Here is a 22,967-nt window from a genome sequence, read left to right on the forward strand (position 1 = left end):
TCCCGAATCGAATCGCTCCAACGCTTATGCCGGCAAGCGGGGCTCGGACGTGATCAGTGGCGTCGCCATCCTGCATCACCTGCTCTTTCTCGAAGGGATCGCGCGGCGGTTGCGGACCCGATCGCACTGGCGTGGATGCTGGGGCGCGAGCGGCCCGCGCACGATCCAAGCATCTCCCGCATCGGAGACTACGTAATCATATCCCGTTGCGAGGCCCACGGTTGCGGCGGGCATAACCGGGCGATCGACATCACGACCGACGGGTCGCGGGTTAAGGCGTGCTATCTCGACGAGGAGCAGGCCCCGAAGCGCGCCGTGTGGTCGGCACCGAACGGCGCGCCGGTCAGACCGCCGCGACCTCCGGTTCGCGCAGGCCGAGATCGGTCGATGCCGGCCGCACACCCGCCGCAGTCGCGCCGATTCCGCCTCCCGCGGTGAGGCCCCGCAGCGCGGCGCGGACCTCGGCCTCGGCGGCCGCCGTGGCGGCCTTCCGATCGGTCGTCGCCTCGAAGGCGATCGGCGCGCCCCAGACCACGTGGGCGTCGATCGGACCGCCCTGCACGAAGGCGGCGAGGTGGGGCGCCAGTTCCATGTCGCCGTACCACGCGATCTCGGCCCGCTCGGAACGTGTCACCGGCAACCCGTTGCGCCGGGGATACGTGATGGCGAGCGGTTGCAGACGCACGCGGCCGCGGCCCGACTCGGCCTGCAGCGCGGCCCGGGCGGCGCCGACCAGCGAGGAACGGAACGGCAGGAGCCGGGTGCCGTCGCCGGTCGTGCCCTCGGCGAACAGCACGACGAGTTCGCCCTCGGCGAGGCGATGCCCCATCGCGGCGCTCACCGTCGCTGTCGCCCCCCGGCGCTGCCGGTCGATGTAGATGGTCCGCTGCAGCCCTGCGAGGGCGCCGATCACCGGCCAGCCGGCGATCTCGGATTTCGCCACGAAGGAGAGCGGCCGCAGCGAGCCGATCGTGATGATGTCAAGCCACGAGACGTGGTTGGCGAGCATCAGGGCCGCCTCGCCCGGGGCGGGGGGCGTGCCGCTCTGTGTCACCCGCACCCCGAACAGCCACAGGAACACCCGGTGGAACAGGAGCGGCGCCAGGGTTGCCCGGCGGCCGAGCAGGCGCAATGCCATCCAGTGGGGCGGTGCCAGCACCAGGAAGGCGAGGACCAGGGCCGCGACGCGGCAGGCGAGGCCGAAGCGGCTCACGGGATCAGAGGTCGGCGCTCATCGTCAGCGCGGTCGCCCGGCTGCCGTCGGCCTTGAGGTAGTAGCCGGTGCGGGCGCCGACCTGCCGGAAGCCGTTGCGGGCGTAGAGGCGCAGGGCCGGAGCATTGCCCTCGTCGACCTCCAGATGGACCCGGGCAATCCCGCTGAACGCGAGGCTCGACAGGTGCTCGCGCAGGAGCTTGCGGCTGTGCCCGCCCCCGCGCAAAGCCGGCGACAGCACCACAGTGAGGATCTCGGCCTCGTCGGCGGCGCGGCGCGAGAGCACGAAGCCGTGGAGCGTGCCCGCCCGCCACAGGGCATGTGCCTGCGTCGAGCGCTCGCAGAGCAGGCGCTCGAACTCGTGGACCTCCCAGGGCCGCGCGAAGGCCGTGGCGTGCAGCCGGGCCAGCGTCGGAGCCTCGGACGCGTCGGCGAGGGGTGCCACGTAGGGCTCGGGGCTCAGGGCGTCCCACCACGCCGACCACCAGTCGAAGGGCCAGAAGGAGATGGGCCGCGTCATTGCCGGGCGATCCGCGCATGGTCCTGGGGCCGTGCGTCGGGCCCGCGCAGGTAGAGCGGCCGCGGCAGGGCCTGTTCGGGATCGGCCAGCAGGCCGAGGGCGGCCACGGAGGCGATGTCCGGCCCCGTGACCCGGATGACATGGGCGCCGACTCCGCGCTCGGCCAGGGCAGCCGCCAGGGTGGGCGATCCGGAGCCGGCGAGCAGCACGGGGCCGGCCCGGGACAGGCGATCGGCCACCGCCGACACGGGCAGGTGGGCCGACGCGATGCCGTCACCGCCCGGGCTGAGGGCCTGGACGTACAGCGCGCCGTGCCGGGCATCGATCGCCGCGGCGAGCGAGCCCTCGACCGTGTCCGCCAACAGATGCGCCAGCAGCGCCGACAGGGTGCCGACGCCGACCACCGGCTTGCCCGTCGCGAGCCCGATCGCCCGGGCGGCCGACAGGCCGACGCGCAAGCCCGTGTAGCTGCCCGGCCCCACCGTGACCCCGATCCGGTCGATCGCCTCGAAGCCGCCCTCCACGCGGGCCATGACCCGCTCGATCAGCGGCAGCAGCGACTCGGCATGCCCGCGCGCCATCGGCAGCGATTCGGCGGAGAGCGGCGTCTCGTCACCCTCCGCCATGACGCAGGCGGCGCAGGTGTCCAGCGCTGTGTCGATGGCCAGGATACGCACGCCCACTCCCGCATGCCGGTTCGCACCGGCCGTCGCCTCCCTGCGTCCTCGAAGGACGCGAACGGTCGGAAACGATAGAGCAAAACCGCCGTCCCGTCAGCGCCGGGACGGCCGGCCGTCCCCATCGGCGGCGAAGTGTTGCCGGCTTGCCCCGGTCGGAGTCCCGCCGGGAAACGGTGCGGCGTCACCGACTCTCCGTGGCACCCGCGCGATGCGGAGAGCCGGCCCCGGTTCGGACGTTCCGCCGGTGGTTGAGCGCGATGGCGAGGCGTCAGACCGCCTGAACCTCGCGTACTTCCGGAAGGAAATGCCGGAACAGGTTCTGCACCCCATGCCGCAGGGTCGCGGTCGAGGACGGGCAGCCCGAGCAGGCGCCCTTCATCTCCAGGTAGACCACACCTTCCTTGTAGCCGCGGAAGGTGATGTCGCCACCGTCTCCGGCCACGGCCGGGCGTACGCGCGTCTCGAGCAGATCCTTGATGGTGACGACCGTGTCGTGATCAGCCTCGTCGTAGAACTCGTCGCCGGCCTCGATCGTGTCATGCCCCCCCTCGGCCATCACGGGTGCGCCGGACTGGAAATGCTCCATGATGGCGCCGAGCACGGCGGGCTTCACCTGAGCCCAGTCGGACTCGTCATCGGCCTTGGTGACCGAGATGAAGTCGTGACCGAAAAACACACCGGACACTCCGGGAACGGCGAAGAGCGCCGAGGCCAGGGGTGAGCGGGCGGCGGCTTCGGCGTCCTTCGCCTCGAAGGTGGATTCGGCGAGGACCACGCGTCCGGGGAGGAACTTCAGAGTCGCCGGGTTCGGCGTGGCTTCGGTCTGGATGAACATGGTGGAATCACTCCGCTGCGCCGGTTCAAGGCCGGCCGGGACATGCGCCCCGAGGCGCTTCTGTTCATGTGGACCGGCAACGGGATTTTCTCAACCTGCACGGCCGGCCGCGAGAGTGGACATTCGGCCCGACCCGGTTGAGGACGGGCGCGTTCAGCGATGAGAGGAGCCAGCGGTGACCGTGACCGGGGAAGAGACGCTCGCGCAGGATCTGCGCGAGACCCAGGCGGAGCTCGAAGGAGCCCGGGCCGAGATCGCCTCGCTCAAGGTTCTGCTCGCCCTGCGCACGCACCAGCACGATCAAGCGTGGCAGGCGGCGCGAAGCGCCGCGGCAGAACGCGATATGGCCCGTCCCTGCCCGAACCCGGCGGCGCGCGCTCCTGTCGACAGCCCATCGGACGCAGACAGCACGATGCCGGGCGCTACGGCCCATACCGAATCGATCGCGCGTGCCGAGGTGCGCGCTGATGCGGTACGGATCGTGCTCGGTGCCATCCTGAAGAGTCTTCGCTTCTGGGGGCTGGACCGACGCCGTTTCCAGGCGCTCATCGTCCAGGCCGGCCGGGAGACGCCGGAGACGGGTCCCGAGGCGGAGCGCCACAGGGTGTTGCTCGCCGAAGCGCGGCGGGTTCTGGGACGCGCCGATTAGCAGCTCATCGGTCCTGGATACGGGATTCCGAAGGGCCAACCCTTTGGCGGGTGCTCGGGGCAGAGCCCTGGGATGTTCCGCTCAGAGATTTGCACCAGGGCTTCGCCCTATACCCACGAAAAGTCTCGACCTTTCGAAACCAAGACTCGATCCGCCTGACCGACGCGGAAGTGCGTGTCTGCAGTCGAAACGGCTCACGAGCGCGAGGCAATCCCGGTGCCGCCGCATGGCCGCGGAGCGTGGCACAAGCGGGAAACGCACCGGCGCGCAGGGTTAACCGTGCCTTAACCACCCCCTCCCATCGTAAGTCGCGGGACGGACAGCAGGAGGTCTACGGCATGCAGATCAGTGAGCACGATGTGCGCGAGTGCGCCTACTTCATCTGGGAGAACGAGGGCCGTTGTCACGGTCAGGCCGCAACGCATTGGCTGCGTGCGGAAGCCGTGCTGCGCGCCGATGCGGCGCCGGCGGCGACCGTGACCGAGGCGGTTTCGGCCCCGAAGGCTGCGCCGGCCAAGATTGCGCCGGCGAAGGCTGCGGCGCCCAAGGCCGCGAAAGCCGCCGCCGCCGCCGCCGCCGCCAAACCGGCGGCCCCGAAGCCCGCGCCCGTCAAGGCCGCGGCGAAGCCGGCGGCTCCGAAGCCCGTCCGGTCGTCCAAGGCTGCGGTCACCGCCGGGCTCGCCGCCAAGGCGAAGCCCGCCCGCACCCCGGCCGCGATGCACTAACGCACCCGGACCGAACCCATTTCAGAAGCCCGTCCCTTCCCGGGGGCGGGCTTCTGCCGTTGCGGCTGAGCGCCCATGGAACAGGCGCTTCACGCCCCGGTTGACTGCGCTGAAGCGGCCCGCCCTGCGCCGCGACGAGGGTGGCATGCGCGCCGTAATCTTCGACATCGACGGAACCCTGCTCGACAGCGTCGATCTGCATGCCCGCGCCTGGGTCGAAGCCTTCGCGCATTTCGGTGTCGAGACCGACGAAGGGCGGGTCCGCAGCCAGATCGGCAAGGGCGGCGACGAGCTGATGCCGGTCTTCCTGTCGCGGGAACGGATCGAGCGGGAGGGCGACACCATCGAGGCGTTCCGGTCCGACCTGTTCAAGACGAAGTACCTGCCCGAAGTCCGGCCGTTTCCAGGCGTGCGAGTTCTGTTCGAGCGGCTCCGCGCGGATGGCCTGACGATCGCATTGGCCTCCTCGGGCAAGCGGTCCGAGGTGGAGCGCTACACGGACATCCTGAAGATCGGCGACCTCGTCGACGTCGCGACCAGTTCGGACGATGCGGAACGGTCGAAGCCGCATCCCGACATCTTCGAGGCTGCTCTGAGGAAGCTCGCCGGAGGGCCGTCCGATACGATCCATGTGATCGGCGACACACCCTACGACGCGGAAGCCGCGAAAAAGGCCGGCCTGCCGACCATCGGCCTGCTCTGCGGCGGCTTCCCGGAGGTCGACCTCTCCGCCGCGGGCTGCATCGCGATCTTCCGGGACCCTCAGGATCTGCTCGACGGTTTCGCGCATTCGCCCCTGGCACAGCGCTGAGGGGCGGCTGGGCAAGCTGATTCGACGATACGTCGGCCGATATCCCCATGTTTCAACCATGCTGTTGCAGCGCAGTGACGCAACGCGATGCCGGCTACGTAAAATCGCGAAAGGGTCTGGTGCGTCTCGGGCAAAAGGCGTAGCCAGCCGCCCGCCAACCTGGATCCTTTCGAAGGACGAGCGTCGCGGATGCCTCAAACCCATCAGGCCCAGCCCGCACCGCGTTTCGTTCCGGTCGCCACGACGCTGCCGGAACAGATCGCCGAGGCCATCGCGTGCCGGTCGACCCCGCTGAGCCACCTGCTGCGCCTGATGACGGCATTGCAGGCCGAGGGCGGAAACGAGTCTCTTCGTCTGAAACTGCGGGCTCGGATCGGAGCACCGCTCGACGCCTGATCGGCGCAGGCCGAAGCCTCCGAACTACCGGCGGCGCCGCTTGTGCCGTCGCTTCGCCACCCTGGCCGGCTGGGTGGATTGGCCCAGCCGCGCCATGCAGGCATAGTAGATCTGCTTGCCGATCTCCTCGAGTTCCAGACCGCGAGGATTGGGCGCCGCAAAGACCTTCGCCTTGGCCTCCAAACGGCAGGCCGCGTCCTCCGGACTGCGAATCGGCGGTTCGGCGCGCGCGGGGCTTAGGGCAAGGAGAAGGCCGATCAGCGCTCCGGACGACACGCATGCGGGAAAACGCCGTCTCGCCCACAGATGCAACATTCGGATTGCGGTCCTCGCTCCAATCATACTCGGAGATAGGGTGTTTCGATCCGCGGTGAACCAGTTCTGAATACGTGATCGGCGCGCCTTAGGGTACGATCCACAGGCAACGCTTGGCACCCGCGATCGTCATGCATTCGTAGGGTGCGCCGCCGATCAGCGCCCGCTGCTCCACGGAGCCGATCGACGTCCGGTCCACGCCGCGGCAGCCAGGCTCGCTCTCCGCCGGGTGGCCTGAACCGGACGCGGCATCCACCCGACGAGCCGCCAGAAGAGTCTCGCAGGCGGTCGCTCGGCTCGGTTCCTGAGCCGGGGCAGCCCCCAACCAGAGGATCACGGGAACGAGCACCAAGAGCGTCCGGTAAATCATCGTGCGACCTCGCCGGGGCAGCCGCATCGATCGGGACTGCTCACAGACAGTCGCAACGCTGCACGCCGTACCCCGGTTTCAGGCGGAGCAGCCTGAACGCGGCGACGCCCGCCGGGGGGGGGGGCGGGCGTCGTGCTAGATCGACGGTCGCATCAAGGGCCGCGCGTGCCTAACGCTTGACCTTGACCTTGGCTTTTCGCGCCGCGTACCGGGCGTCGCGCTGGGCCTTCTTGGCCGCGAGGTCGGCCGACTTGCGCTCCTGCGCGGCCGCGAGTTCGGCGGCCTCGCGGGCGAGTTGTGCGGCCAACTGCGCTTCCTCGCGCTGACGCTTCTCCTCCGCGGCTTTCAGCTCGGCGGCGATGCGTGCGGCCTCGCGCTCACGGGTCCGCTCCTCGCGCGCCTTGGCGACGTCCGCCCGGGCCTTGGCCTTGGCGATCACCTCCGGGTCGTCGGACGGGGGCCTCGCCTTGAACTTGGCCAGCAGCGCGGCCTTGGCATTCTGTGAGTTCTGGCGGCGGTCGTCGAAGTTTCTGTAGTCGAATGCGCTCATCTGACCTTTCTCAGTTCGGTATGCTGGGCGTCGTACAGGGACATCCGGTCAAGCGGGATCTGGACCTCAATCTGCGGGTTCCGACGCCGTCCCCGGACCTCAGAACCGTGCCGACCCATCGGTACAGCCGATGGCTCGACCCGAGCGCTCGGTCTGCGCAAAAGCGCTCGGGTCGGACCAAAGTTTGAAAAACGGAAAGCCCTTAACCGGAGCCCCGCGGCAGATGCAATCGCTCGGATGCGTTCAGCCCACCGACGATGCGACAATCCCCATGGTCTTTGTCAAAGTTTTACCCGGCGATGCAGAAAAACATCATGCCATGGCGCGGTGAACGCATCGACCAGCGTGGGGCCGGGATCGTGCCGTGCGGCTCTGAGATAGGTCGCGCGCAAAACGGCGGCAAGGCGTCGGGGGTGTATTGGCTCCCACCCGTCAGGCCGGCACCATCGTGGCACAGCGTTTCGCCAGCCTATATCGCGCGACCATCCCGCGGCCGAAGCCGGATCGCCATGACACCCTCAATGGACGCAACCCGGATTTGCACGTGCAACGCGCGTCATTGGGACTGTCCCGTCGATGGCAGGCTGAGATGCGGCAGGGTCAGGGATGCTCGTTTGCGACGACGGTTCCGCAAGTGCTCAGGAATGAGGCGGTCGCGTATCGCAAGGCCGGCGATGTCGCTTGCGATTCCATCCTGCACACGATTGAGGCAGGCGGTCATCATCGCCGCACCGCGGGGAACGGCATGAGGCCTGCAACCGTGCGTCACCAGTTCGATCAGCGCCGAAGTTGAGAATCACGATGGAAGAAACGGCCCCTGCGTTCGAGCCCGAGACCTACGTCGCCGCGACCGCTGCGCTTCTCGGTGTCACCCTCGATGATGCCTGGACCACCTCGATCGCAGCCAATCTTCGCGTCCTCGCGGCCGCTGCCGCCCTGCTCACGGACTTCCCACTTCCGGACCAACTCGAGGCCGCGCCGCGGTTCGCGGCATGATCGGATCCCCACCCCTGGACGCGGTGTCGATTGCTGCCGCGGTGACCGAACGGCGCAGCAGCGCCCGCACGATCGTGACCGAAACCCTGGCGCGCATCGAACGGACGAACCGGCGCGTCAACGCCTTCACCGACGTGCTCGGCGCGCGCGCCCTGTCACGGGCCGACGCGCTCGATGCCGCTCTTGACCAGGGCGCCGCAGCCGGGCCGCTCGCCGGCGTGCCCTTCGCGGTCAAGAACCTGATCGACATCGAAGGCTTGCCCACCCGGGCGGGCTCGAAGATCAACCGAGCACATGCCCCGGCCCAGCGGGACGGTGCCCTGGTCCGGCGGCTCGAGGCAGCCGGCGCAATCCTCGTCGGCGGCCTCAACATGGGCGAATACGCCTACGACTTCACCGGCGAGAACGTCCACGACGGGGATGCCCACAACCCGCACGCCCTGGATCACATGACCGGCGGCTCGTCCGGCGGGTCCGGTGCGGCGCTCGCCGCCGGGATGGTGCCGCTGACCTTGGGCTCGGACACGAACGGCTCGATCCGGGTGCCCGCCGCCTTCTGCGGCGCCTTCGGCCTGAAGCCGACCTACGGACGGCTCAGCCGGGCCGGAAGCTTCCCGTTCGTCGGAAGCCTCGACCATCTCGGTCCGATGGCCCGCAGCGTCGCCGATCTCGCCCTGGCGTACGATGCCATGCAGGGCCCCGATCCGGACGATCCCGTGGCCACGACCCGCGCGCCGGAGCCGGTCATGCCACTGCTGGAGAGCGGCATCGACGGCCTGCGCATCGCGGTGGCGGACGGCTATTTCGCCCGGGGCGGGGATCCGGACGCCTTCGCGGCGGTGGCGCGCGTCGCGGAGGCGCTCGGGGCAGGGCGTCGCGTCGAGCTGCCGGAGGCCCACCGCGCCCGCGCGGCGGCCTACCTGATCACCGCGGCCGAGGGCGCAACGCTCCACCTCGACCGCCTGCGCACCCGGCCGCGGGATTTCGACCCGGCGGTGCGGGACCGGCTGATCGCCGGCGCGATGATCCCGGCCCCCTTCGTCGAGCGGGCGCAGCGCTTCCGCCGCTGGTATCGCGACGCGGTGCTCGACGTGTTCGGCGGCGTCGACGTGATCCTGGCGCCCGCCACCCCCTGCCGGGCGCCGAAGGGCGGCCAGACCCATTTCACCCTCGACGGCGTGAGCCTGCCGGTGCGCGCCAATATCGGCCTGTTCACCCAGCCGATCTCGTTCATCGGCCTGCCGGTGGTCGCCGCGCCGGTCTGGCTCGACGGCGGGCTGCCGCTCGGCGTTCAGGTGATCGCCGCCCCCTGGCGGGAGGATCTCGCCCTGCGCGTGGCCCGCCACCTCGAACGGACCGGCATCTGCACGGCGCGCATCGCGGAGCTGACCTGATGGTGATCGACGATCCCGCCGTGAAGGCCGAGGTCGAAGCCGCGTTCCGGGCCTACGAGACGGCGCTTACCACCAACGACGTTCCGACCTTGGAGGCTTTGTTCCGGGACGATCCGCTGACCATCCGGTACGGCATCGGCGAGAATCTCTACGGCATGGAGGCAATCCGCGCCTTCCGCCGCGCCCGCGCGCCGGTGGGCCTGGAGCGGACCCTGGCGCAGACGCAGATCACCACCTACGGGCGCGATGCCGCCACCGCCATGACGCTGTTCACCCGCGCCTCCGCCCCCGGCAAAGTCGGCCGCCAGAGCCAGACCTGGATGCGCTTCCCCGGGGGTTGGCGCGTGGTGGCCGCGCATGTGAGCCTGATCGACGCCGAATAGCGTCGCGGGACGACTGGCCGCCAGCTTGCATACGGTCGAACATATGCCGTGCCCTCGCGGTTCGGCCCCACGCGAGTACCCGATCCAAGATGCTGTCCCGTCTGAGAAAATTCGGCGCCCGTGCGGCGCTGGCCGGCGCCCTGGCGCTTTCCGCGAGCACTGCCGCCCGCGCGCAGGGGACGCTGCGGATCGGCATGACCGCCTCCGACATCCCGCTGACCACCGGCCAGACCGACAATGGCGGCGAGGGCATGCGGTTCCTCGGCTACACGGTCTACGACGGCCTCATCAATTGGGACCTGTCGAGCGCGGAATTGGCCTCCGACCTCGTGCCGGGGCTGGCCACGAGCTGGACTGTCGATCCGGCCGACAAGACCAAGTGGACTTTCAAGCTGCGGCCCGGCGTGAAATTCCACGACGGCTCGGACTTCACCGCCGACGCCGTGGTCTGGAATCTCGACAAGCTCCTGAAGGCCGACGCCCCGCAATACGACCCGCGCCAGTCGGCGCAGGGCAAGACCCGCATCCCGGCGGTGGCGGGCTATCGCGTGGTCGATCCGCTGACGGTGGAGATCACCACCAAGGCCCCCGACGCGACGCTGCCCTACCAGATCGCCTGGATCATGATGTCGTCGCCGGCGCAGTGGGAAAAGCTCGGCAAGTCCTGGGACGCCTTCGCCAAGCAGCCCTCGGGCACCGGGCCGTGGAAGCTGACCCTGTTCGCGCCCCGCGAGCGCGCCGAGATGGTCCCGTTCAAGGAGTACTGGGACAAGGATCGGGTGCCGGAGCTCGACAAGCTCGTGCTGATCCCGCTGCCCGAGGCCAATGCCCGGACCGCGGCCCTGCGCTCCGGACAGGTGGACTGGATCGAGGCGCCCGCGCCGGACTCCGTGGCCTCACTCAAGAGCGCCGGCTTCACCATCGTGACCAACGCCTACCCGCACAATTGGACGTGGCACCTGTCGCGGGTCGAGGGCTCACCCTGGAACGACATCCGCGTGCGCAAGGCGGTCAACCTCGCCATCGATCGCGAGGGCCTAAAGGAGCTGCTCGGCGGTCTCGCGATCCCGGCCAAGGGCTTCATGCCGCCCGGCCACCAGTGGTTCGGCCACCCGACCTTCGACGTGAAATACGATCCGGAGGCCGCCAAGAAGCTGCTCACGGAAGCCGGCTACGGCCCGGCCAAGCCCCTGAAGCTGAAGGTCGCGATCTCGGCCTCGGGCTCGGGCCAGATGCAGCCGCTGCCGATGAACGAATTCATCCAGCAGAACCTCGCCGACGTGGGTGTCCAGGTCGATTACGAGGTGGTCGAGTGGAACACGTTGATCAACATCTGGCGGGCCGGCGCCAAGGCCGACATCTCCCGCGGCGTCTCGGCGATCAACTACTCGTACTTCATCCAGGACCCGTTCACCGGATTCATCCGCCACCTGCAGTGCAATTTCGCCCCGCCGAACGGCACGAACTGGGGCTATTACTGCGACCCCGCGATGGACAAGCTGTTCGATCAGGTGCGCAACACCTTCGACAAGGCCGAGCAGACGAAGGTCCTCGAAAAAATCCACGAAAAGTACGTTGACGACGCGCTGTTCATCATGATCACGCACGACGTCAACCCGCGGGCGATGAGCCCCAAGGTGAAGGGCTTCGTCCAGGCGCAGAACTGGTTCCAGGACTTCTCGAAGATCACCATCGCGACGGCGGGGCGGTAGCGCCGCATTGTCCCTCCCCCGCGGCGGGGGAAGGTGCCGAGCGGAGCGAGGCGGGAGAGGGGCAGCGCGACGATTCAGAATGGGGCGCCTGTCGCGACTCGTCCGGCACCGTCGCTCCCCTCTCCCGACCCCTGCTGAGGCAGGGGCCACCCTCCCCCGCAGAGGGGGAGGGGGATTTCCGGCCACGACAAGGCAAGTGATGCTGCTCTACACCCTCAAGCGACTGGTCTACGCGACGCCCGTGGCGTTCGGGGTCAGCATCGTGTGCTTCCTCCTCGTCCACCTCGCGCCGGGCGATCCCCTGAGCGCGATCCTGCCGGCCGACGCCACCCAGGCGACCATCGACGAGATGCGCGCCGCCTACGGCTTCGATAAGCCGCTGCCAGTCCAGTACCTGATCTGGCTCTGGCACGTGCTGCACGGGGATCTCGGCATCTCGATCGCCACGGGGCGTCCGGTGCTCGGCGAGGTCAGCCGCGCGGTGGTGAACTCCCTGATCCTCGCCTCCGTGGCGACCGTGATCGGCTTCACCTTCGGCACGCTGTTCGGTTTCGTGGCGGGCTATCACCGCAATTCGCTGGCCGACCGGGCGGCCTCGGCGCTCTCGGTCTTCGGCGTCAGCGTGCCGCATTACTGGCTCGGCATGGTGCTGGTGATCGTCTTCTCGGCGACCCTCGGCTGGCTCCCACCGACCGGCGCTGGCCCGGACGGCTCCGGCAACTGGCGGCCGGACTTCGACCACCTGCGCTACCTGATCCTGCCGGCGGTCACGATGTCGGTGATCCCGATGGGGATCATCGCCCGTACCGTGCGCGCGCTCGTCGCCGACATCCTGTCTCAGGATTTCGTCGAGGCCCTGCGCGCCAAGGGCATGGACGAGCGCGGCGTGTTCCGGCACGTCGTGCGCAACGCCGCCCCGACCGCGCTCGCCATCATGGGCCTGCAGCTCGGCTACCTGCTCGGCGGCTCGATCCTGGTCGAGACCGTGTTCGCGTGGCCGGGCACCGGCTTCCTGCTCAACGCGGCGATCTTCCAGCGCGACCTGCCCCTGCTCCAGGGCTCGATCCTCGTGCTGGCGATGTTCTTCGTGCTCCTCAACCTCTTGGTGGACGTGATGCAGACCGCCCTCGATCCGCGCATCGAGCGCGCCTGAGCCGGAGCCTGACGATGACCGCTCCCATCACCGCGGCTTCCCTCGCCCTCGATGGCGGCGTGCTCGCCGCCGAGGACGCCGCGCCCGAGGTCGCCTTCGTCCCGTCGCGCGGCTTCTGGGGCCATGTCGGCCACCGGCTGGTGCGCGATCCCGTCGCGATGGCGGCCGGCGCCATGATCCTCATCGTGGTGCTGATCGCGCTGTTCGCGCCCTGGATCACCCCGATGGACCCCTACAAGGGCTCGATGCTGCGCCGCCTCCGCCATGTCGGCGACGCCACCTATTGGCTGGGCTCGGACGAGCTCGGCCGCGACATGATCAGCCGGTTGATGCTCGGTTCGCGCCTGTCGCTGTTCATCGGCGTCACGCCGGTGCTGATCGCCTTCGTGATCGGCTCCGGGATCGGGATCCTGGCCGGCTACGTCGGCGGCTGGACCAACACGATTCTGATGCGCACCATCGACGTTTTTTTTGCTTTTCCCTCCGTCCTCCTCGCCATCGCGCTGTCCGGAGCGCTCGGCGCCGGCATCTTCAACTCGATCGTGTCGCTGACCTGCGTGTTCGTCCCCCAGATCGCCCGGGTGGCCGAGAGCGTCACCACGGGCATCCGCCGCCGCGACTACATCGACGCCGCCAAGCTCTCGGGAGCCTCGGCACTGACGATCATGCGCGTGCAGGTGCTGGGCAACGTCGTCGGGCCGATTTTCGTCTACGCGACTAGCCTGATCTCGGTCTCGATGATCCTGGCCTCCGGTCTCTCGTTCCTCGGCCTCGGCGTGCGTCCGCCGGAGCCCGAATGGGGCCTGATGCTCAACACCCTGCGCACCGCGATCTACGTGAACCCGGTCGTCGCCGCGCTGCCGGGCGTGTGCATCTTCGTCGTCTCGATCGCCTTCAACCTGTTCTCGGACGGCCTGCGCGCCGCCATGGAGATCCGCCAGTGAGCGTCATCCCGGACGCCCCCGATCCGTTCGTCCACGACCGCGGCGGACCGGCCCAGCCGCTCCTGTCGGTCTCAGGGTTGATCAAGCACTTCCCGGTCCGCAAGGCCGGGGGCAAGAAACAGGTGGTCCGCGCCGTCGACGGTGTCGACTTCGACGTCCTGAAGGGCGAGACGCTCGGCATCGTCGGCGAATCGGGCTGCGGCAAGTCCACCACCGCCAAGCTGTTGATGGGCCTGATCGAGCGCGATTCCGGACAGATGCTCTACGATGGCCAGGCGATCGGCGAGCGGGCCATGCCGTGGCGGTCCTACCGCCGCCAGGTCCAGATGGTGTTCCAGGACAGCTACGCGTCGCTCAACCCGCGCATGACCGTCGAGCAGTCCATCGCCTTCGGCCCGAAGGTCAACGGCGTGCCGGGCCGCGAGGCGGTGGAGCGCGCTCGTGCTCTGCTCGCCCGGGTCGGCCTGGAGCCGAAGCGCTTCGCCGGCCGCTACCCGCACGAGATCTCGGGCGGCCAGCGCCAGCGGGTCAACATCGCCCGATCCCTCGCCCTGGAGCCGCGGCTGGTGCTCCTCGACGAGGCGGTCTCGGCGCTGGACAAGTCGGTCGAGGCGCAGGTGCTCAACCTCCTCCTCGATCTCAAGGCTGAGTTCGGCCTGACCTACATCTTCATCAGCCACGACCTGAACGTCGTCCGGTTCATCTCCGACCGCGTGATGGTGATGTATCTCGGCCGCGTCTCCGAGATCGGCCCGTCCGACACGGTGCTCGACGCGCCGGCCCATCCCTACACAGAGGCGCTGCTGGCCTCGATGCCGTCCCTCGACCCCGACAACCGCACCGAGGCTGCGCTGCTCGCGGGCGACCCGCCGAACCCGATCGACCCGCCCCCGGGCTGCCGCTTCCACCCGCGCTGCGCCCTCGCGGAGGGCGTGTGCGGCGAGACCGATCCGCCGCTCGACGCCATCCGGCCCTTGCACCGTGTCGCCTGCCTCGCCCGGCAGCCCGGTTCCGGCCATTCTGCGGCGCCCGGGGAGGCGCTGGCGGCATGAATGGCTTGAATCCCAACCCGTCCGCCGAACCCGCTGTCACGCTAAAGGACCTGCGCGTCGCCTTCGGCAAGGTGCAGGTCGTCGACGGTGTCGACCTGACCGTGGAGCGCGGGCAGGCGCTGGCGCTCATCGGCGAATCGGGTTCGGGCAAGAGCGTCACCCTGCGGGCGATCCTGCGCCTGTTCCCGGAAGGGCGCAGCCGGATCGAAGGCAAGATCCTGGCGGCCGGCAAGGACGTGAAGGCGCTCACCAAGCGCCAGCTCGCCGATTTCCGCGGCGGCGACGTCGCGATGATCTTTCAGGAGCCGCTGCTGGCCTTCGACCCGGTCTACACGGTCGGCCGGCAGATCACCGAGGCGATCCTGCGCCACGAGAAGATCTCCAAGGACGAGGCCCGCAGGCGGGCGCTGGCTCTGTTCGAGCGGGTGCGGATCCCGAGCCCGGAACGGCGGCTCGACAACTACCCGCACGAGATGTCGGGTGGTATGCGCCAGCGGGCGATGATCGCGCTCGCGCTCGCCTGCCGGCCGCAGGTTCTGCTCGCCGACGAGCCCACCACGGCGCTGGATGCCACGGTGCAGATCCAGGTTCTGCTGCTGCTCCGCGAGCTGCAGCGCGACCTCGGCCTGTCGATCGTGATCGTCACGCATGATCTGGGCGCCGCCGTCGAGGTCGCCGACCGGATCGCCGTGATGTACGCGGGCAGGATCGTGGAGACCGGCACGGCGCATCAGGTGGTGCTGAACCCGCACCATCCCTACACGATCGGCCTCCTGCGCAGCCGGGCCGAAGGGGCGCTCGCCAAGGGCTCCCGCCTCCAGACCATCCCGGGCAGCCCGCCGGATCTCGCCAACCGGCCGCCCGGCTGTCCCTTCGCGCCGCGCTGCTTCCTGGTCGAGGAGCGCTGCCGCCGGGAGATGCCTCCGGTTGTTGGAATCGCCGCCGGCCACCGCGTGGCCTGCTGGCGGACCGAGGAGGCCTCGGCCGCCTATCGCGCCGGCCCGACGCCGGTGCGCGCCCCGGAGCCGGCCCCGGCCTGACCTCGACGCCCCCGATGCCGCTCGTCCCCAAGGCGGGTCGGCAAAGGTCCGCGCCATCGAGCGGACCCGAACCGCATGCGCGAAGGATCGTGCGGCCTGTTCCCGCCGGGTGCGGGCGCTGGCCGGCGCGCACGTCGTTGAGGTGCGAAGCTCGCTCCAGCGGCAGCGCGATCGCGCCCTGAGACGACCCACACGCCGCGGCGGCCGACGAGGCGCTTCACCGGGTCTGACGCAACGTCTCCGCCATGCGGCGCACCGCTGATGCGATGGCCCGCTCCGGCACGGCGGCGTAGCCGAGCAGCAGCCCGGGCTCCGGCACGCCCGCGTGATAGGCCGAAAGCGCCACCGCGGAGATTCCGGCCCGGCCGAGCGCCGCTGCGGCGTCCGCGTCGGAGAGGGAGGCGGCCCAAGCCGGTCCCGGCCGGGCGATGAGGTGCATCCCGCCCTCCATCGGAACGACCGCGATCACGTCCGCGGCGAGGCCCGCGGCGGCCTCCACCAGCGCCGCCTGGCGCAGGGCGTAGAGGCGGCGGGTCCGACGCAGATGGCCGGCGAGGTGCCCATCCTCGATAAAGCGCGCGAGCGCCCACTGGCCGATCCCGGGCGGGGTGGGGCCGATCTCGGACAGGGCTTGATTCACCGGTGCCACGAGCCCGCGCGGCAGGACGAGGTAGCTGAGGCCGAGGGCCGGTAGCAGCAGCTTGGAGAAGCTGCCGACGTAGATGACCCGGCCGGCGCGGTCGAGGGCGCGCAGCGGCGCGAGCGGACGGCCGGCATAGCGGTAGGCGCCGTCGTAATCGTCCTCGACGATCCAGCCCGCGACCGCGTCCGCCCAGGCCAGGAGGTCGAGGCGGTTCTCCAGGCTCATCGTGTGCCCGAGCGGGTAGTGGTGGGCCGGGGTCACGACGGCGAGGCGTGCGCCGGGCGCCAGGGTGGCGGCGCGGGAGGCGGAGAGACCGCCCGGACCGATCGGAATCGGCACCGGCCGCAGGCCCGCGCTGGCCAGCGCCTGCGCGATTCCTGGGAAGCCCGGTTCCTCGACCAGGGCTGACTCCCCGGGGTCGAGCAGCAGCTCCGCGAGCAGCCGCAGGCTCTGCCGGATCCCGGCGGTGACGATGACGTCTTCGGCCGCGCAGGCGACGCCCCGCACCTGAGCCAGGTATGTCGTGATCGCGCTGCGGAGCGCCAGCGAGCCGCGTGGATCCGGCCGCTCCGCCGGCCCTTGTCGCCACTCAGCCTGGAGCAGGCGCGCCCAGACCGGGTACGGGAAGGCATCCGGCGCCGGTCGACCGAGCGCGAAGGCGTCCGGCGCAGTGGATCCCGCCGTGTACCGCAGCCGCGGCGTCTGGGTGAGGCTGGTACCCCAGCGCGACAGAGCCGGCATCCGCGCAGGCGATGCCCCCTCGGATCGGTCGGCCGCGGGCATGGAATCATCCGGCAGGGTCGCGGCGACGCGCGTGGACGAGCCGGGGCGGGCCGTGAGGTAGCCTTCGGCGACGAGCTGTTCGAGGGCGAGCACCACCGTGCCGCGGGCGCAGGCGAGGTCGGCGGCCAGAACGCGCGAGGCCGGAAGCCGCGCCCCGCGCGGCAGACGGCGATCGAGGATCGCCCGGCGCAGGGCTTCACGGAGCTGCACATGCAGCGGGAGGTGGCTCGTCGGATCGAGGCTGACGGGTAGCGGCGACAGGGCCCTGGCCATATCGAAAGTGGTCCAGTCAGAATTCGGAAACTGGACCTTCCATCTGGTCCACTGAGCGGTCAAGCAGCCTGGGCAATCCATGCGCAACCGCGCCGCCCGACAGGACGAGGCCCGTGTACCAGCCGCCGCACTTCAAGGAGGACGCCCGGGATGCCCAGCACGGGCTGATCCGCGCCTATCCGCTCGGCCTCCTGATCACCGCAGGGCCGGAGGGCCTCACCGCTAACCCGATCCCGTTCCTCCTCGACGCAGGCGGGGAGCACGGCATCCTGCGCGCCCACCTGGCGCGGGCCAATCCGCAGGGGCGGGATCTCTCGGCCGTCGCGGAATGCCTGGTGGTGTTCCAGGGACCGCAGGGCTACGTCACCCCGAGCTGGTACGCGAGCAAGCAGATCCATGGCCGCGTCGTCCCAACGTGGAACTACGCCACCGTCCATGCCTGGGGTCGACCGCGGGTGATCGAGGACGCCGCGTGGCTGCGGCGGCAGATCGCGGATCTCACCGCACTCCGGGAGGGGGCGCGGCCAGAGCCCTGGGCGGTGTCCGACGCGCCGGAGCCCTTCGTTGCGGCGCAGGTTCAGGCGCTGATCGGCGTCGAGATCCCGATCACACGCATCGAGGGGAAGTGGAAGATGAGTCAGAACCGGCCCGAGCCCGACCGGGCCGGCGTGATCGCGGGCTTCCGGGCCGCCGGCGAGGCGGGGCTCGCCGAACTGGTCGCCGAGCGAGGCCAGCCATGAGCGCACGGCTCAACGCATTCGGCCAGCCGATCGGACCGGCGCTGCCGCACTGGACCCCGCGGCCGTCTCCGCCGCGGACACCGATGGAGGGCCGCACCTGCCGGGTCGTGCCCCTGGACGCCGAGGCCCACGCGCCCGGCCTGTACGCGGCCTACAGCGCGGCCCCCGACCAGCGCGGTTGGACCTATCTCCCCGATGAGATGGCCGAGACCGAGGCGGTGTTTCGCGACCGTCTCGTAGCCCGGGCGGCGAGCCGGGATCCCCTGTTCCACGCGATCCTCGACCGCGGAAGCGGCGAACCCCTCGGCATCGCCTCGTATCTCCGGATCGATCCGGGCAACGGCGTGATCGAGGTCGGGCACCTGCATTTCGGGCCGCGCCTGCAGCGCAGGCCGGCCTCGACGGAAGCGATGGCGCTGATGATGGCCCGCGCCTTCGACGAGCTCGGCTACCGCCGCTACGAATGGAAATGCGACGCCCTCAACGCCCCGTCCCGGGCGGCGGCCCAGCGCCTGGGCTTCACCTTCGAGGGCATCTTCCGCAATGCCGTGGTGGTGAAGGGACGCTCGCGCGACACGGCATGGTTCTCGATCACCGACGCGGACTGGCCGCGGATCCGTGCCGGCTTCGAGGCGTGGCTCGATCCGGCGAATTTCGACGCGGAAGGCCGCCAGCGGAAGGCTCTGGTGGATTTGCGTACCAGGGGGACGTGAACGCCCCGGCCAGGGCGATCGGAGGCTGGGCCCGCGATGCTGGAGAAGTCACCAGGTCTGGGAGTGCTGCCGACGGTCTGTCGGCAGCGAGTCGGCTGCGACCGGGTATGACAGCTCCGGAACCGCGTTCGCGGGCTCGGCGTTCGGCAGGTCCAGGGCTGCCCGCATCCGCGCGTCCACCCGTTCCGCGCTGTTCATCGCCGCGATATAGGCCAGCCCGGCCGCAGCACAGGCCCGGTTCAGCCCCTCGTCCTCATGCAGCGCCAGGATCGCCTGCGCCAAGCCGGCCGGTGTATCCGCCACCAGCCCCGCCAGCGGCTCCGGCAGATCCAATCCCTCTGCGGCCACCGGCGTACACACGCAGGGTATTCCCGCGGCCAGGCTATCGAGGACTTTGCCCTTCACGCCCGCTCCGTAGGCCAACGGTGCCACGCTCAGCCGCACGCGGTCGAACAGCGTGGTGAGTTCGGGCACCCGGCCCAGGATCTCGACCCCCGGCCAGGCCGCCGCCTGAGCCGCCAAGCGATCCGGCATGCCGCTGCCGGCCAGCAGACAGGGAAGCTCGGCCGCCGATCCGCCCGCGCGGAGCGCCGCAAGGGCCGGCATCACCGACTCGATCAGGATGAGCGCCGCATCGACATTGGGCCGATGCCCGAATCCCCCGACGAAGGCCATCCCCCGCCGTGCGGCGAACGGCACGACGGTCGGGCACGGCGCAACCGCCCAGGGCACGACATGGATTCGCTCCCGCGGGATGTGCGCGGCCAGCATCTCGGCCTCGTGAGTCGAGTGGGTGATCACCGCGTCCGACACCCGCGCCGTACTCAGTTCCAGGACGCGCACGTGCTCGGCATAGGCCGCGAGGTCCGCACGGCCTTCGACCTTCGCTTGGCGGGCAGTGCGCAGGTGGTGCAGGTCGGCGACGCTGTAGACCAACCGCGCCCCCCGCTGCGTGTCGCGCACGAGCTGGGCATAGCGTCCGGCCGTATCGATCCGGTGCAGGTAAACCAATGCGAACGCCCCGCTGTGCCGGCGCAGCACTTCCTCCACCGTCGCGTACCAGGGCGACAGGCAGCAGCGCACGCCACCGGCCTCCAGCGCCGCGGCATCCCCGGCCATATCGACGGAGGCGAGGGTGACGGCGTAGCCGAGCCGCTGCAGGGAGCGGAGATGCGAGAGGATCGCGTTCGCGCCGGCGTCACGGGCGTCCACCGGCAGCGTGGCATCGATCACCAGGGCCCGCGGCCGGGCGCCGGGCTCGGGGGCGACGCCGGGATCGGCGGCCTCCGCCCGCCGCAGGCGCTGCGCCTCTTCCAGCAGGAAGGCGAGGCGCCGGCCGCGCTCGGCCGCGTCGACCGGCTCGGCGAGGATCAGGGACAGCCATTCCCGCAGATCGGCGTCGAACGTGGTGATTGGGTCGAGGGTCAGGGGCGAGCCGGGCACCGCCGCGCCGTCGCCCTCGCGACGCACGGAGACGGTGCAGGAGGCCAGAGCCGGGAGCGCTCCGTGGGGGAAAGCGAAGGTGAAGCCGTGCCGGCCGTGGCCTTCGCCCGCAGCGACGAGATCGTCCCGGGGCTGCTCGGCGAGGCAGCGGCCGACCGCGTGGCCGTCGACCACCACGACCAGGGCGACGGGACGGTCGGGCGCGGCAGCATCCCGCGCCCAACCGATCACTTGCCGGCGGGACAGGCGATCGACATACCCGCGCAGCGCCACCGCCGCGGCTCGACCCGTCGGATCAGGCCGCGAGTCCGATCGGCGCGGCCGGCCGCGCGGTGCCGAGCGTCGCCCCGTCGGCCGAGCGGCGGACCACCACCAAGGCCTCTTCTGAAATCCCCTGGAGCGTCAGCGTCACGTCGAAGCCGTGGCGACCGTCGCCGATGCCGGACGCAGCGAGGTCCACGCGGTACGCCTCGGCATAGGCCAGCCCGGCAACCGCGCCGTCCACCACCACGTCAAGGCACACCGGCCCATCCGGATGCGCCAGATCCCAGGCCCAGCCCGCCACGCGCAGGGTGCCCTCCGCGCCGACCTCGCACAGGTCGAGCTGTCCGCGCAGCGGCCCGAATACCCGCGCCGGCGCCACCGGCAGCCCAGCGCGCAACGCCAGCCGCCGCCGGATCGCCTCCAAGGCGAAGCCGTCCGTCACCCGCGGGGCGCAATAGGCCGCCTTGCCCGTCCAGGCCGTCGCGTGCGGGTACAGAGCGCGATGCTCGGCGGCGTTGTGGAAGATCGCCCGGCCGCCATCGTCGACGAAGCTCTCGGCCGGCGCGTCCTCGGCGAGCAGCACGTCGTGGCTGTCGAGTTCGACGTGCCAATAGGTGACGGCCTCGACGCGCTCGGCCTTCACGATGCTGGTGCCGTTGACCAGGCATTCGGCTGGCACGAGCACGCCGTCGAGAAAGAGGGCATGATCCGGGGAGACCCACAGGTCGCGGACGGGCACCGCGTCGACCAGCGCGCCGGCCTTGATGCAGACGGGCAGGACGGCGGGGTTGGTGTTGGCGAAACGGCCTCCGTAGCTGCGGGTGCCGATCCAGCGGATCTGGCGATTCGCGCCGGAGGCGGTGACGACCCTGTCGCCGATGGCCAGATCCTCGACCGCAACCAGTCCGCGGTCGGTCAGGATGCGCGTGCCGGTGCAGTAGCACGGGGCGTTGTTGGCCGGGGGGGTCGGGTTCGTGGTGACTGAGTTCGTGGTGACTGGGTTCGTGGGCCGAGCCGGAGCAGCGGCACTGATGTCTGATACCCGGAACACCACGCCGGTGTCGTTCGGGCCACCCTTTTGCGTCGTACCGTAGAAATGTCCGTGGCCATCCGCAGTTAAGTCAGTATTGGGGTGGCTGCCACTAGCATTGCCCTGGGAGGTGACGGGATCGAAGGAGAAAAGGGTCTGCTTGCTGTAGCCGTTCGACCCGTTGATGAGTTCGTACACCGTCCCGCTGCCGTTCGCACCACCAGAGTGCGTCGTGCCGTAGAGGTTGCCTTGGCTGTCGATATTGAGTTGGCCTGGAGCATAAAAGCCCCCGTTGTTGTGTCCGCTCGAGTCAAAGGAATACAGGATCTTATGGCTGTAGCTATGAGAATCGTTGACGAGTTCATAAATCGTCCCCGAACCGTTTGTGCCCCCCTTGCTTGTCGTCCCGTAGAGGTTGCCGTGGGCGTCGGCGATCAGACCGGAGTCGGGTGTGGCACCGGCGGTGCTAGAGTTGGGATTGTCGAAAGAGAACAGGGTCTTCTGGCTGTAGCCATTGGGCCCTTTGACCAGTTCATACGCAGCCCCGTAGCCGCTTCTACCCCCGAGCTGTGTCGTGCCGTAGAGGTTGCCCTGGGCGTCCGCGATCAGATTGCCTTTGGGACCGGAGCCGGTCGTGTTGCCGCTGTAGGCGCCGGATTCGAAGGAAAATAGGGTCTGCTGGCTGTAGCCGTTGGCGCCTTTCGTCAGTTCGTAAACCGCCCCGTTGCCGTTGGCTCCACCACTGAACGTCGTGCCGTAAAGATTGCCCTGGGCGTCGGCAGTCAAGCCTGACCGTGCAGAGATGAAGGTGGCGTTCGCGTTGGGGTCCGCGGCGAAGGAGTACAGGGTCTGCTGCGTGTAGCCGTTGGGACCCTTGACCAGTTCGAAGGCCGTCCCGCCATTGTTCGCGCCACCCTGGATCGTCGTACCGTAGAGGTTGCCCTGGGCGTCCGCCGTGAGGCCGGCAAAGGGTGTGATGCCAGTGGCGTTGCCGGTGCTGGTGTTGGCATCGAACGAGAATAGGGTTCGCTGCGTGTAGCCGTTGGCGCCCTTCACCAGCTCGTAGACCGCCCCGGTCTCGTTCGCCCCGCCCTGTTGTGTCGTACCGTAGAGGTTGCCCGCTGCGTCGGCGATCATGCCGGGAAGCGGATACGCGCCAGTAGCGTTTCCGCTCCGGGTGTTGGCGGCGAAAGAAAACAGGGTGTCGACGGTTGTCATGTCGCCATCTCGAATCGGCCACCCTCAATTCTGCTGAACGGGGTAACCTTGAACCTCCGCCCGGATCGACGATCCCGGCAGACCCGAGGCATCAAGATATCGATCCGAAAAACCCAGTCAAT

The 22,967-nt window shown here is 69.7% G+C and carries 25 protein-coding genes; 15 read left to right on the forward strand and 10 right to left on the reverse strand.

The features are described 5' to 3' along the window. Positions 1 to 343 precede the first annotated feature (343 nt). From MKK75_RS18135 to MKK75_RS18150, 4 genes are all read right to left on the reverse strand, one after another. Complete coding sequence (locus tag MKK75_RS18135; RefSeq protein WP_244043925.1) at positions 344 to 1,213, reverse strand: lysophospholipid acyltransferase family protein; 870 nt, start codon at positions 1,211 to 1,213, stop codon at positions 344 to 346. Between the two features lie 4 nt (positions 1,214 to 1,217). After that, positions 1,218 to 1,733, reverse strand: coding sequence for a GNAT family N-acetyltransferase (locus tag MKK75_RS18140; RefSeq protein ID WP_244043926.1), 516 nt, complete (start codon positions 1,731 to 1,733; stop codon positions 1,218 to 1,220). Beyond that, a complete protein-coding gene (gene tsaB / locus MKK75_RS18145; RefSeq protein ID WP_244043927.1) occupies positions 1,730 to 2,410 on the reverse strand; it encodes a tRNA (adenosine(37)-N6)-threonylcarbamoyltransferase complex dimerization subunit type 1 TsaB in 681 nt (226 codons plus the stop codon). Before tsaB ends, MKK75_RS18140 begins: the two co-directional genes overlap by 4 nt. A 271-nt stretch (positions 2,411 to 2,681) precedes the next feature. Further along, positions 2,682 to 3,248, reverse strand: a complete 567-nt coding sequence (locus MKK75_RS18150) for a NifU family protein (protein WP_244043928.1) — start codon at positions 3,246 to 3,248, stop codon at positions 2,682 to 2,684. A 175-nt stretch (positions 3,249 to 3,423) separates the two neighbouring features. On the opposite strand from MKK75_RS18150, the gene MKK75_RS18155 reads away from it, so the two are divergent. The 4 genes from MKK75_RS18155 to MKK75_RS18170 all read left to right on the forward strand — a co-directional run bounded on the left by MKK75_RS18155 (position 3,424) and on the right by MKK75_RS18170 (position 5,829). After that, complete coding sequence (locus tag MKK75_RS18155) at positions 3,424 to 3,897, forward strand: atp-dependent helicase (RefSeq protein WP_244043929.1); 474 nt, start codon at positions 3,424 to 3,426, stop codon at positions 3,895 to 3,897. Between the two features lie 338 nt (positions 3,898 to 4,235). Beyond that, positions 4,236 to 4,622: a DUF2934 domain-containing protein gene (locus MKK75_RS18160; protein ID WP_244043930.1), complete on the forward strand. Its 387-nt coding sequence runs from the start codon at positions 4,236 to 4,238 to the stop codon at positions 4,620 to 4,622. A gap of 145 nt (positions 4,623 to 4,767) precedes the next feature. After that, positions 4,768 to 5,433, forward strand: coding sequence for an HAD family hydrolase (locus MKK75_RS18165; protein WP_244043931.1), 666 nt, complete (start codon positions 4,768 to 4,770; stop codon positions 5,431 to 5,433). A 189-nt stretch (positions 5,434 to 5,622) separates the two neighbouring features. Continuing rightward, positions 5,623 to 5,829 carry a hypothetical protein gene (locus MKK75_RS18170; protein WP_244043932.1) on the forward strand — a complete coding sequence of 69 codons (207 nt, stop codon included), beginning with the start codon at positions 5,623 to 5,625 and terminating at the stop codon, positions 5,827 to 5,829. A 24-nt stretch (positions 5,830 to 5,853) separates the two neighbouring features. Here the strand turns inward: MKK75_RS18170 and MKK75_RS18175 are convergent, their stop codons facing one another. The 3 genes from MKK75_RS18175 to MKK75_RS18185 all read right to left on the reverse strand — a co-directional run bounded on the left by MKK75_RS18175 (position 5,854) and on the right by MKK75_RS18185 (position 7,064). Continuing rightward, complete coding sequence (locus MKK75_RS18175; RefSeq protein WP_244043933.1) at positions 5,854 to 6,144, reverse strand: hypothetical protein; 291 nt, start codon at positions 6,142 to 6,144, stop codon at positions 5,854 to 5,856. A gap of 88 nt (positions 6,145 to 6,232) precedes the next feature. Next, entirely contained in the window at positions 6,233 to 6,514 is a 282-nt protein-coding gene (locus tag MKK75_RS18180; protein WP_244043934.1) for a hypothetical protein, read from the reverse strand. Between the two features lie 169 nt (positions 6,515 to 6,683). Continuing rightward, positions 6,684 to 7,064, reverse strand: coding sequence for a DUF6481 family protein (locus tag MKK75_RS18185; RefSeq protein WP_244043935.1), 381 nt, complete (start codon positions 7,062 to 7,064; stop codon positions 6,684 to 6,686). A 448-nt stretch (positions 7,065 to 7,512) separates the two neighbouring features. On the opposite strand from MKK75_RS18185, the gene MKK75_RS18190 reads away from it, so the two are divergent. The 9 genes from MKK75_RS18190 to MKK75_RS18230 all read left to right on the forward strand — a co-directional run bounded on the left by MKK75_RS18190 (position 7,513) and on the right by MKK75_RS18230 (position 15,738). Then, positions 7,513 to 7,857, forward strand: coding sequence for a hypothetical protein (locus MKK75_RS18190; RefSeq protein WP_244043936.1), 345 nt, complete (start codon positions 7,513 to 7,515; stop codon positions 7,855 to 7,857). 8 nt (positions 7,858 to 7,865) lie between these two features. Further along, on the forward strand, positions 7,866 to 8,060 hold the full coding sequence (locus tag MKK75_RS18195) for an AtzG-like protein (protein WP_244043937.1): 195 nt from the start codon (positions 7,866 to 7,868) through the stop codon (positions 8,058 to 8,060). Next, a complete protein-coding gene (locus tag MKK75_RS18200; RefSeq protein ID WP_244043938.1) occupies positions 8,057 to 9,454 on the forward strand; it encodes an AtzE family amidohydrolase in 1,398 nt (465 codons plus the stop codon). The genes MKK75_RS18195 and MKK75_RS18200 overlap by 4 nt, the downstream gene beginning before the upstream one ends. Then, positions 9,454 to 9,837, forward strand: a complete 384-nt coding sequence (gene hpxZ, locus MKK75_RS18205; protein WP_244043939.1) for an oxalurate catabolism protein HpxZ — start codon at positions 9,454 to 9,456, stop codon at positions 9,835 to 9,837. The genes MKK75_RS18200 and hpxZ overlap by 1 nt, the downstream gene beginning before the upstream one ends. 89 nt (positions 9,838 to 9,926) lie before the next feature. Further along, the gene (locus MKK75_RS18210; RefSeq protein WP_244043940.1) at positions 9,927 to 11,549 is read left to right on the forward strand and encodes an ABC transporter substrate-binding protein; all 1,623 of its coding nucleotides are present in this window, start codon (positions 9,927 to 9,929) and stop codon (positions 11,547 to 11,549) included. A 199-nt stretch (positions 11,550 to 11,748) separates the two neighbouring features. Then, positions 11,749 to 12,702 carry an ABC transporter permease gene (locus tag MKK75_RS18215; protein WP_244043941.1) on the forward strand — a complete coding sequence of 318 codons (954 nt, stop codon included), beginning with the start codon at positions 11,749 to 11,751 and terminating at the stop codon, positions 12,700 to 12,702. Positions 12,703 to 12,716: 14 nt separating this feature from the next. Continuing rightward, positions 12,717 to 13,646, forward strand: coding sequence for an ABC transporter permease (locus MKK75_RS18220; RefSeq protein ID WP_244043942.1), 930 nt, complete (start codon positions 12,717 to 12,719; stop codon positions 13,644 to 13,646). Then, positions 13,643 to 14,698, forward strand: coding sequence for an ABC transporter ATP-binding protein (locus MKK75_RS18225; protein ID WP_244043943.1), 1,056 nt, complete (start codon positions 13,643 to 13,645; stop codon positions 14,696 to 14,698). Before MKK75_RS18220 ends, MKK75_RS18225 begins: the two co-directional genes overlap by 4 nt. Beyond that, on the forward strand, positions 14,695 to 15,738 hold the full coding sequence (locus MKK75_RS18230) for an ABC transporter ATP-binding protein (protein ID WP_244043944.1): 1,044 nt from the start codon (positions 14,695 to 14,697) through the stop codon (positions 15,736 to 15,738). The genes MKK75_RS18225 and MKK75_RS18230 overlap by 4 nt, the downstream gene beginning before the upstream one ends. A 217-nt stretch (positions 15,739 to 15,955) precedes the next feature. On the opposite strand, the gene MKK75_RS18235 is transcribed toward MKK75_RS18230, so the two are convergent. Beyond that, positions 15,956 to 17,437, reverse strand: coding sequence for a PLP-dependent aminotransferase family protein (locus MKK75_RS18235; protein ID WP_244043945.1), 1,482 nt, complete (start codon positions 17,435 to 17,437; stop codon positions 15,956 to 15,958). A 113-nt stretch (positions 17,438 to 17,550) separates the two neighbouring features. Between MKK75_RS18235 and MKK75_RS18240 the strand changes: the two genes are divergently transcribed. Continuing rightward, on the forward strand, positions 17,551 to 18,177 hold the full coding sequence (locus MKK75_RS18240; RefSeq protein WP_244043946.1) for an FMN-binding negative transcriptional regulator: 627 nt from the start codon (positions 17,551 to 17,553) through the stop codon (positions 18,175 to 18,177). Further along, a complete protein-coding gene (locus MKK75_RS18245) occupies positions 18,174 to 18,890 on the forward strand; it encodes a GNAT family N-acetyltransferase (protein WP_244043947.1) in 717 nt (238 codons plus the stop codon). Before MKK75_RS18240 ends, MKK75_RS18245 begins: the two co-directional genes overlap by 4 nt. A 48-nt stretch (positions 18,891 to 18,938) precedes the next feature. Here the strand turns inward: MKK75_RS18245 and MKK75_RS18250 are convergent, their stop codons facing one another. Further along, entirely contained in the window at positions 18,939 to 20,606 is a 1,668-nt protein-coding gene (locus tag MKK75_RS18250; protein WP_244043948.1) for a glycosyltransferase, read from the reverse strand. Positions 20,607 to 20,628: 22 nt separating this feature from the next. Next, the gene (locus tag MKK75_RS18255; RefSeq protein WP_244043949.1) at positions 20,629 to 22,845 is read right to left on the reverse strand and encodes a Hint domain-containing protein; all 2,217 of its coding nucleotides are present in this window, start codon (positions 22,843 to 22,845) and stop codon (positions 20,629 to 20,631) included. Between the last annotated feature and the right edge of the window lie 122 nt (positions 22,846 to 22,967).

The organism is Methylobacterium sp. J-030 (assembly GCF_022829545.1).
Taxonomy (GTDB): Bacteria; Pseudomonadota; Alphaproteobacteria; order Rhizobiales; family Beijerinckiaceae; genus Methylobacterium.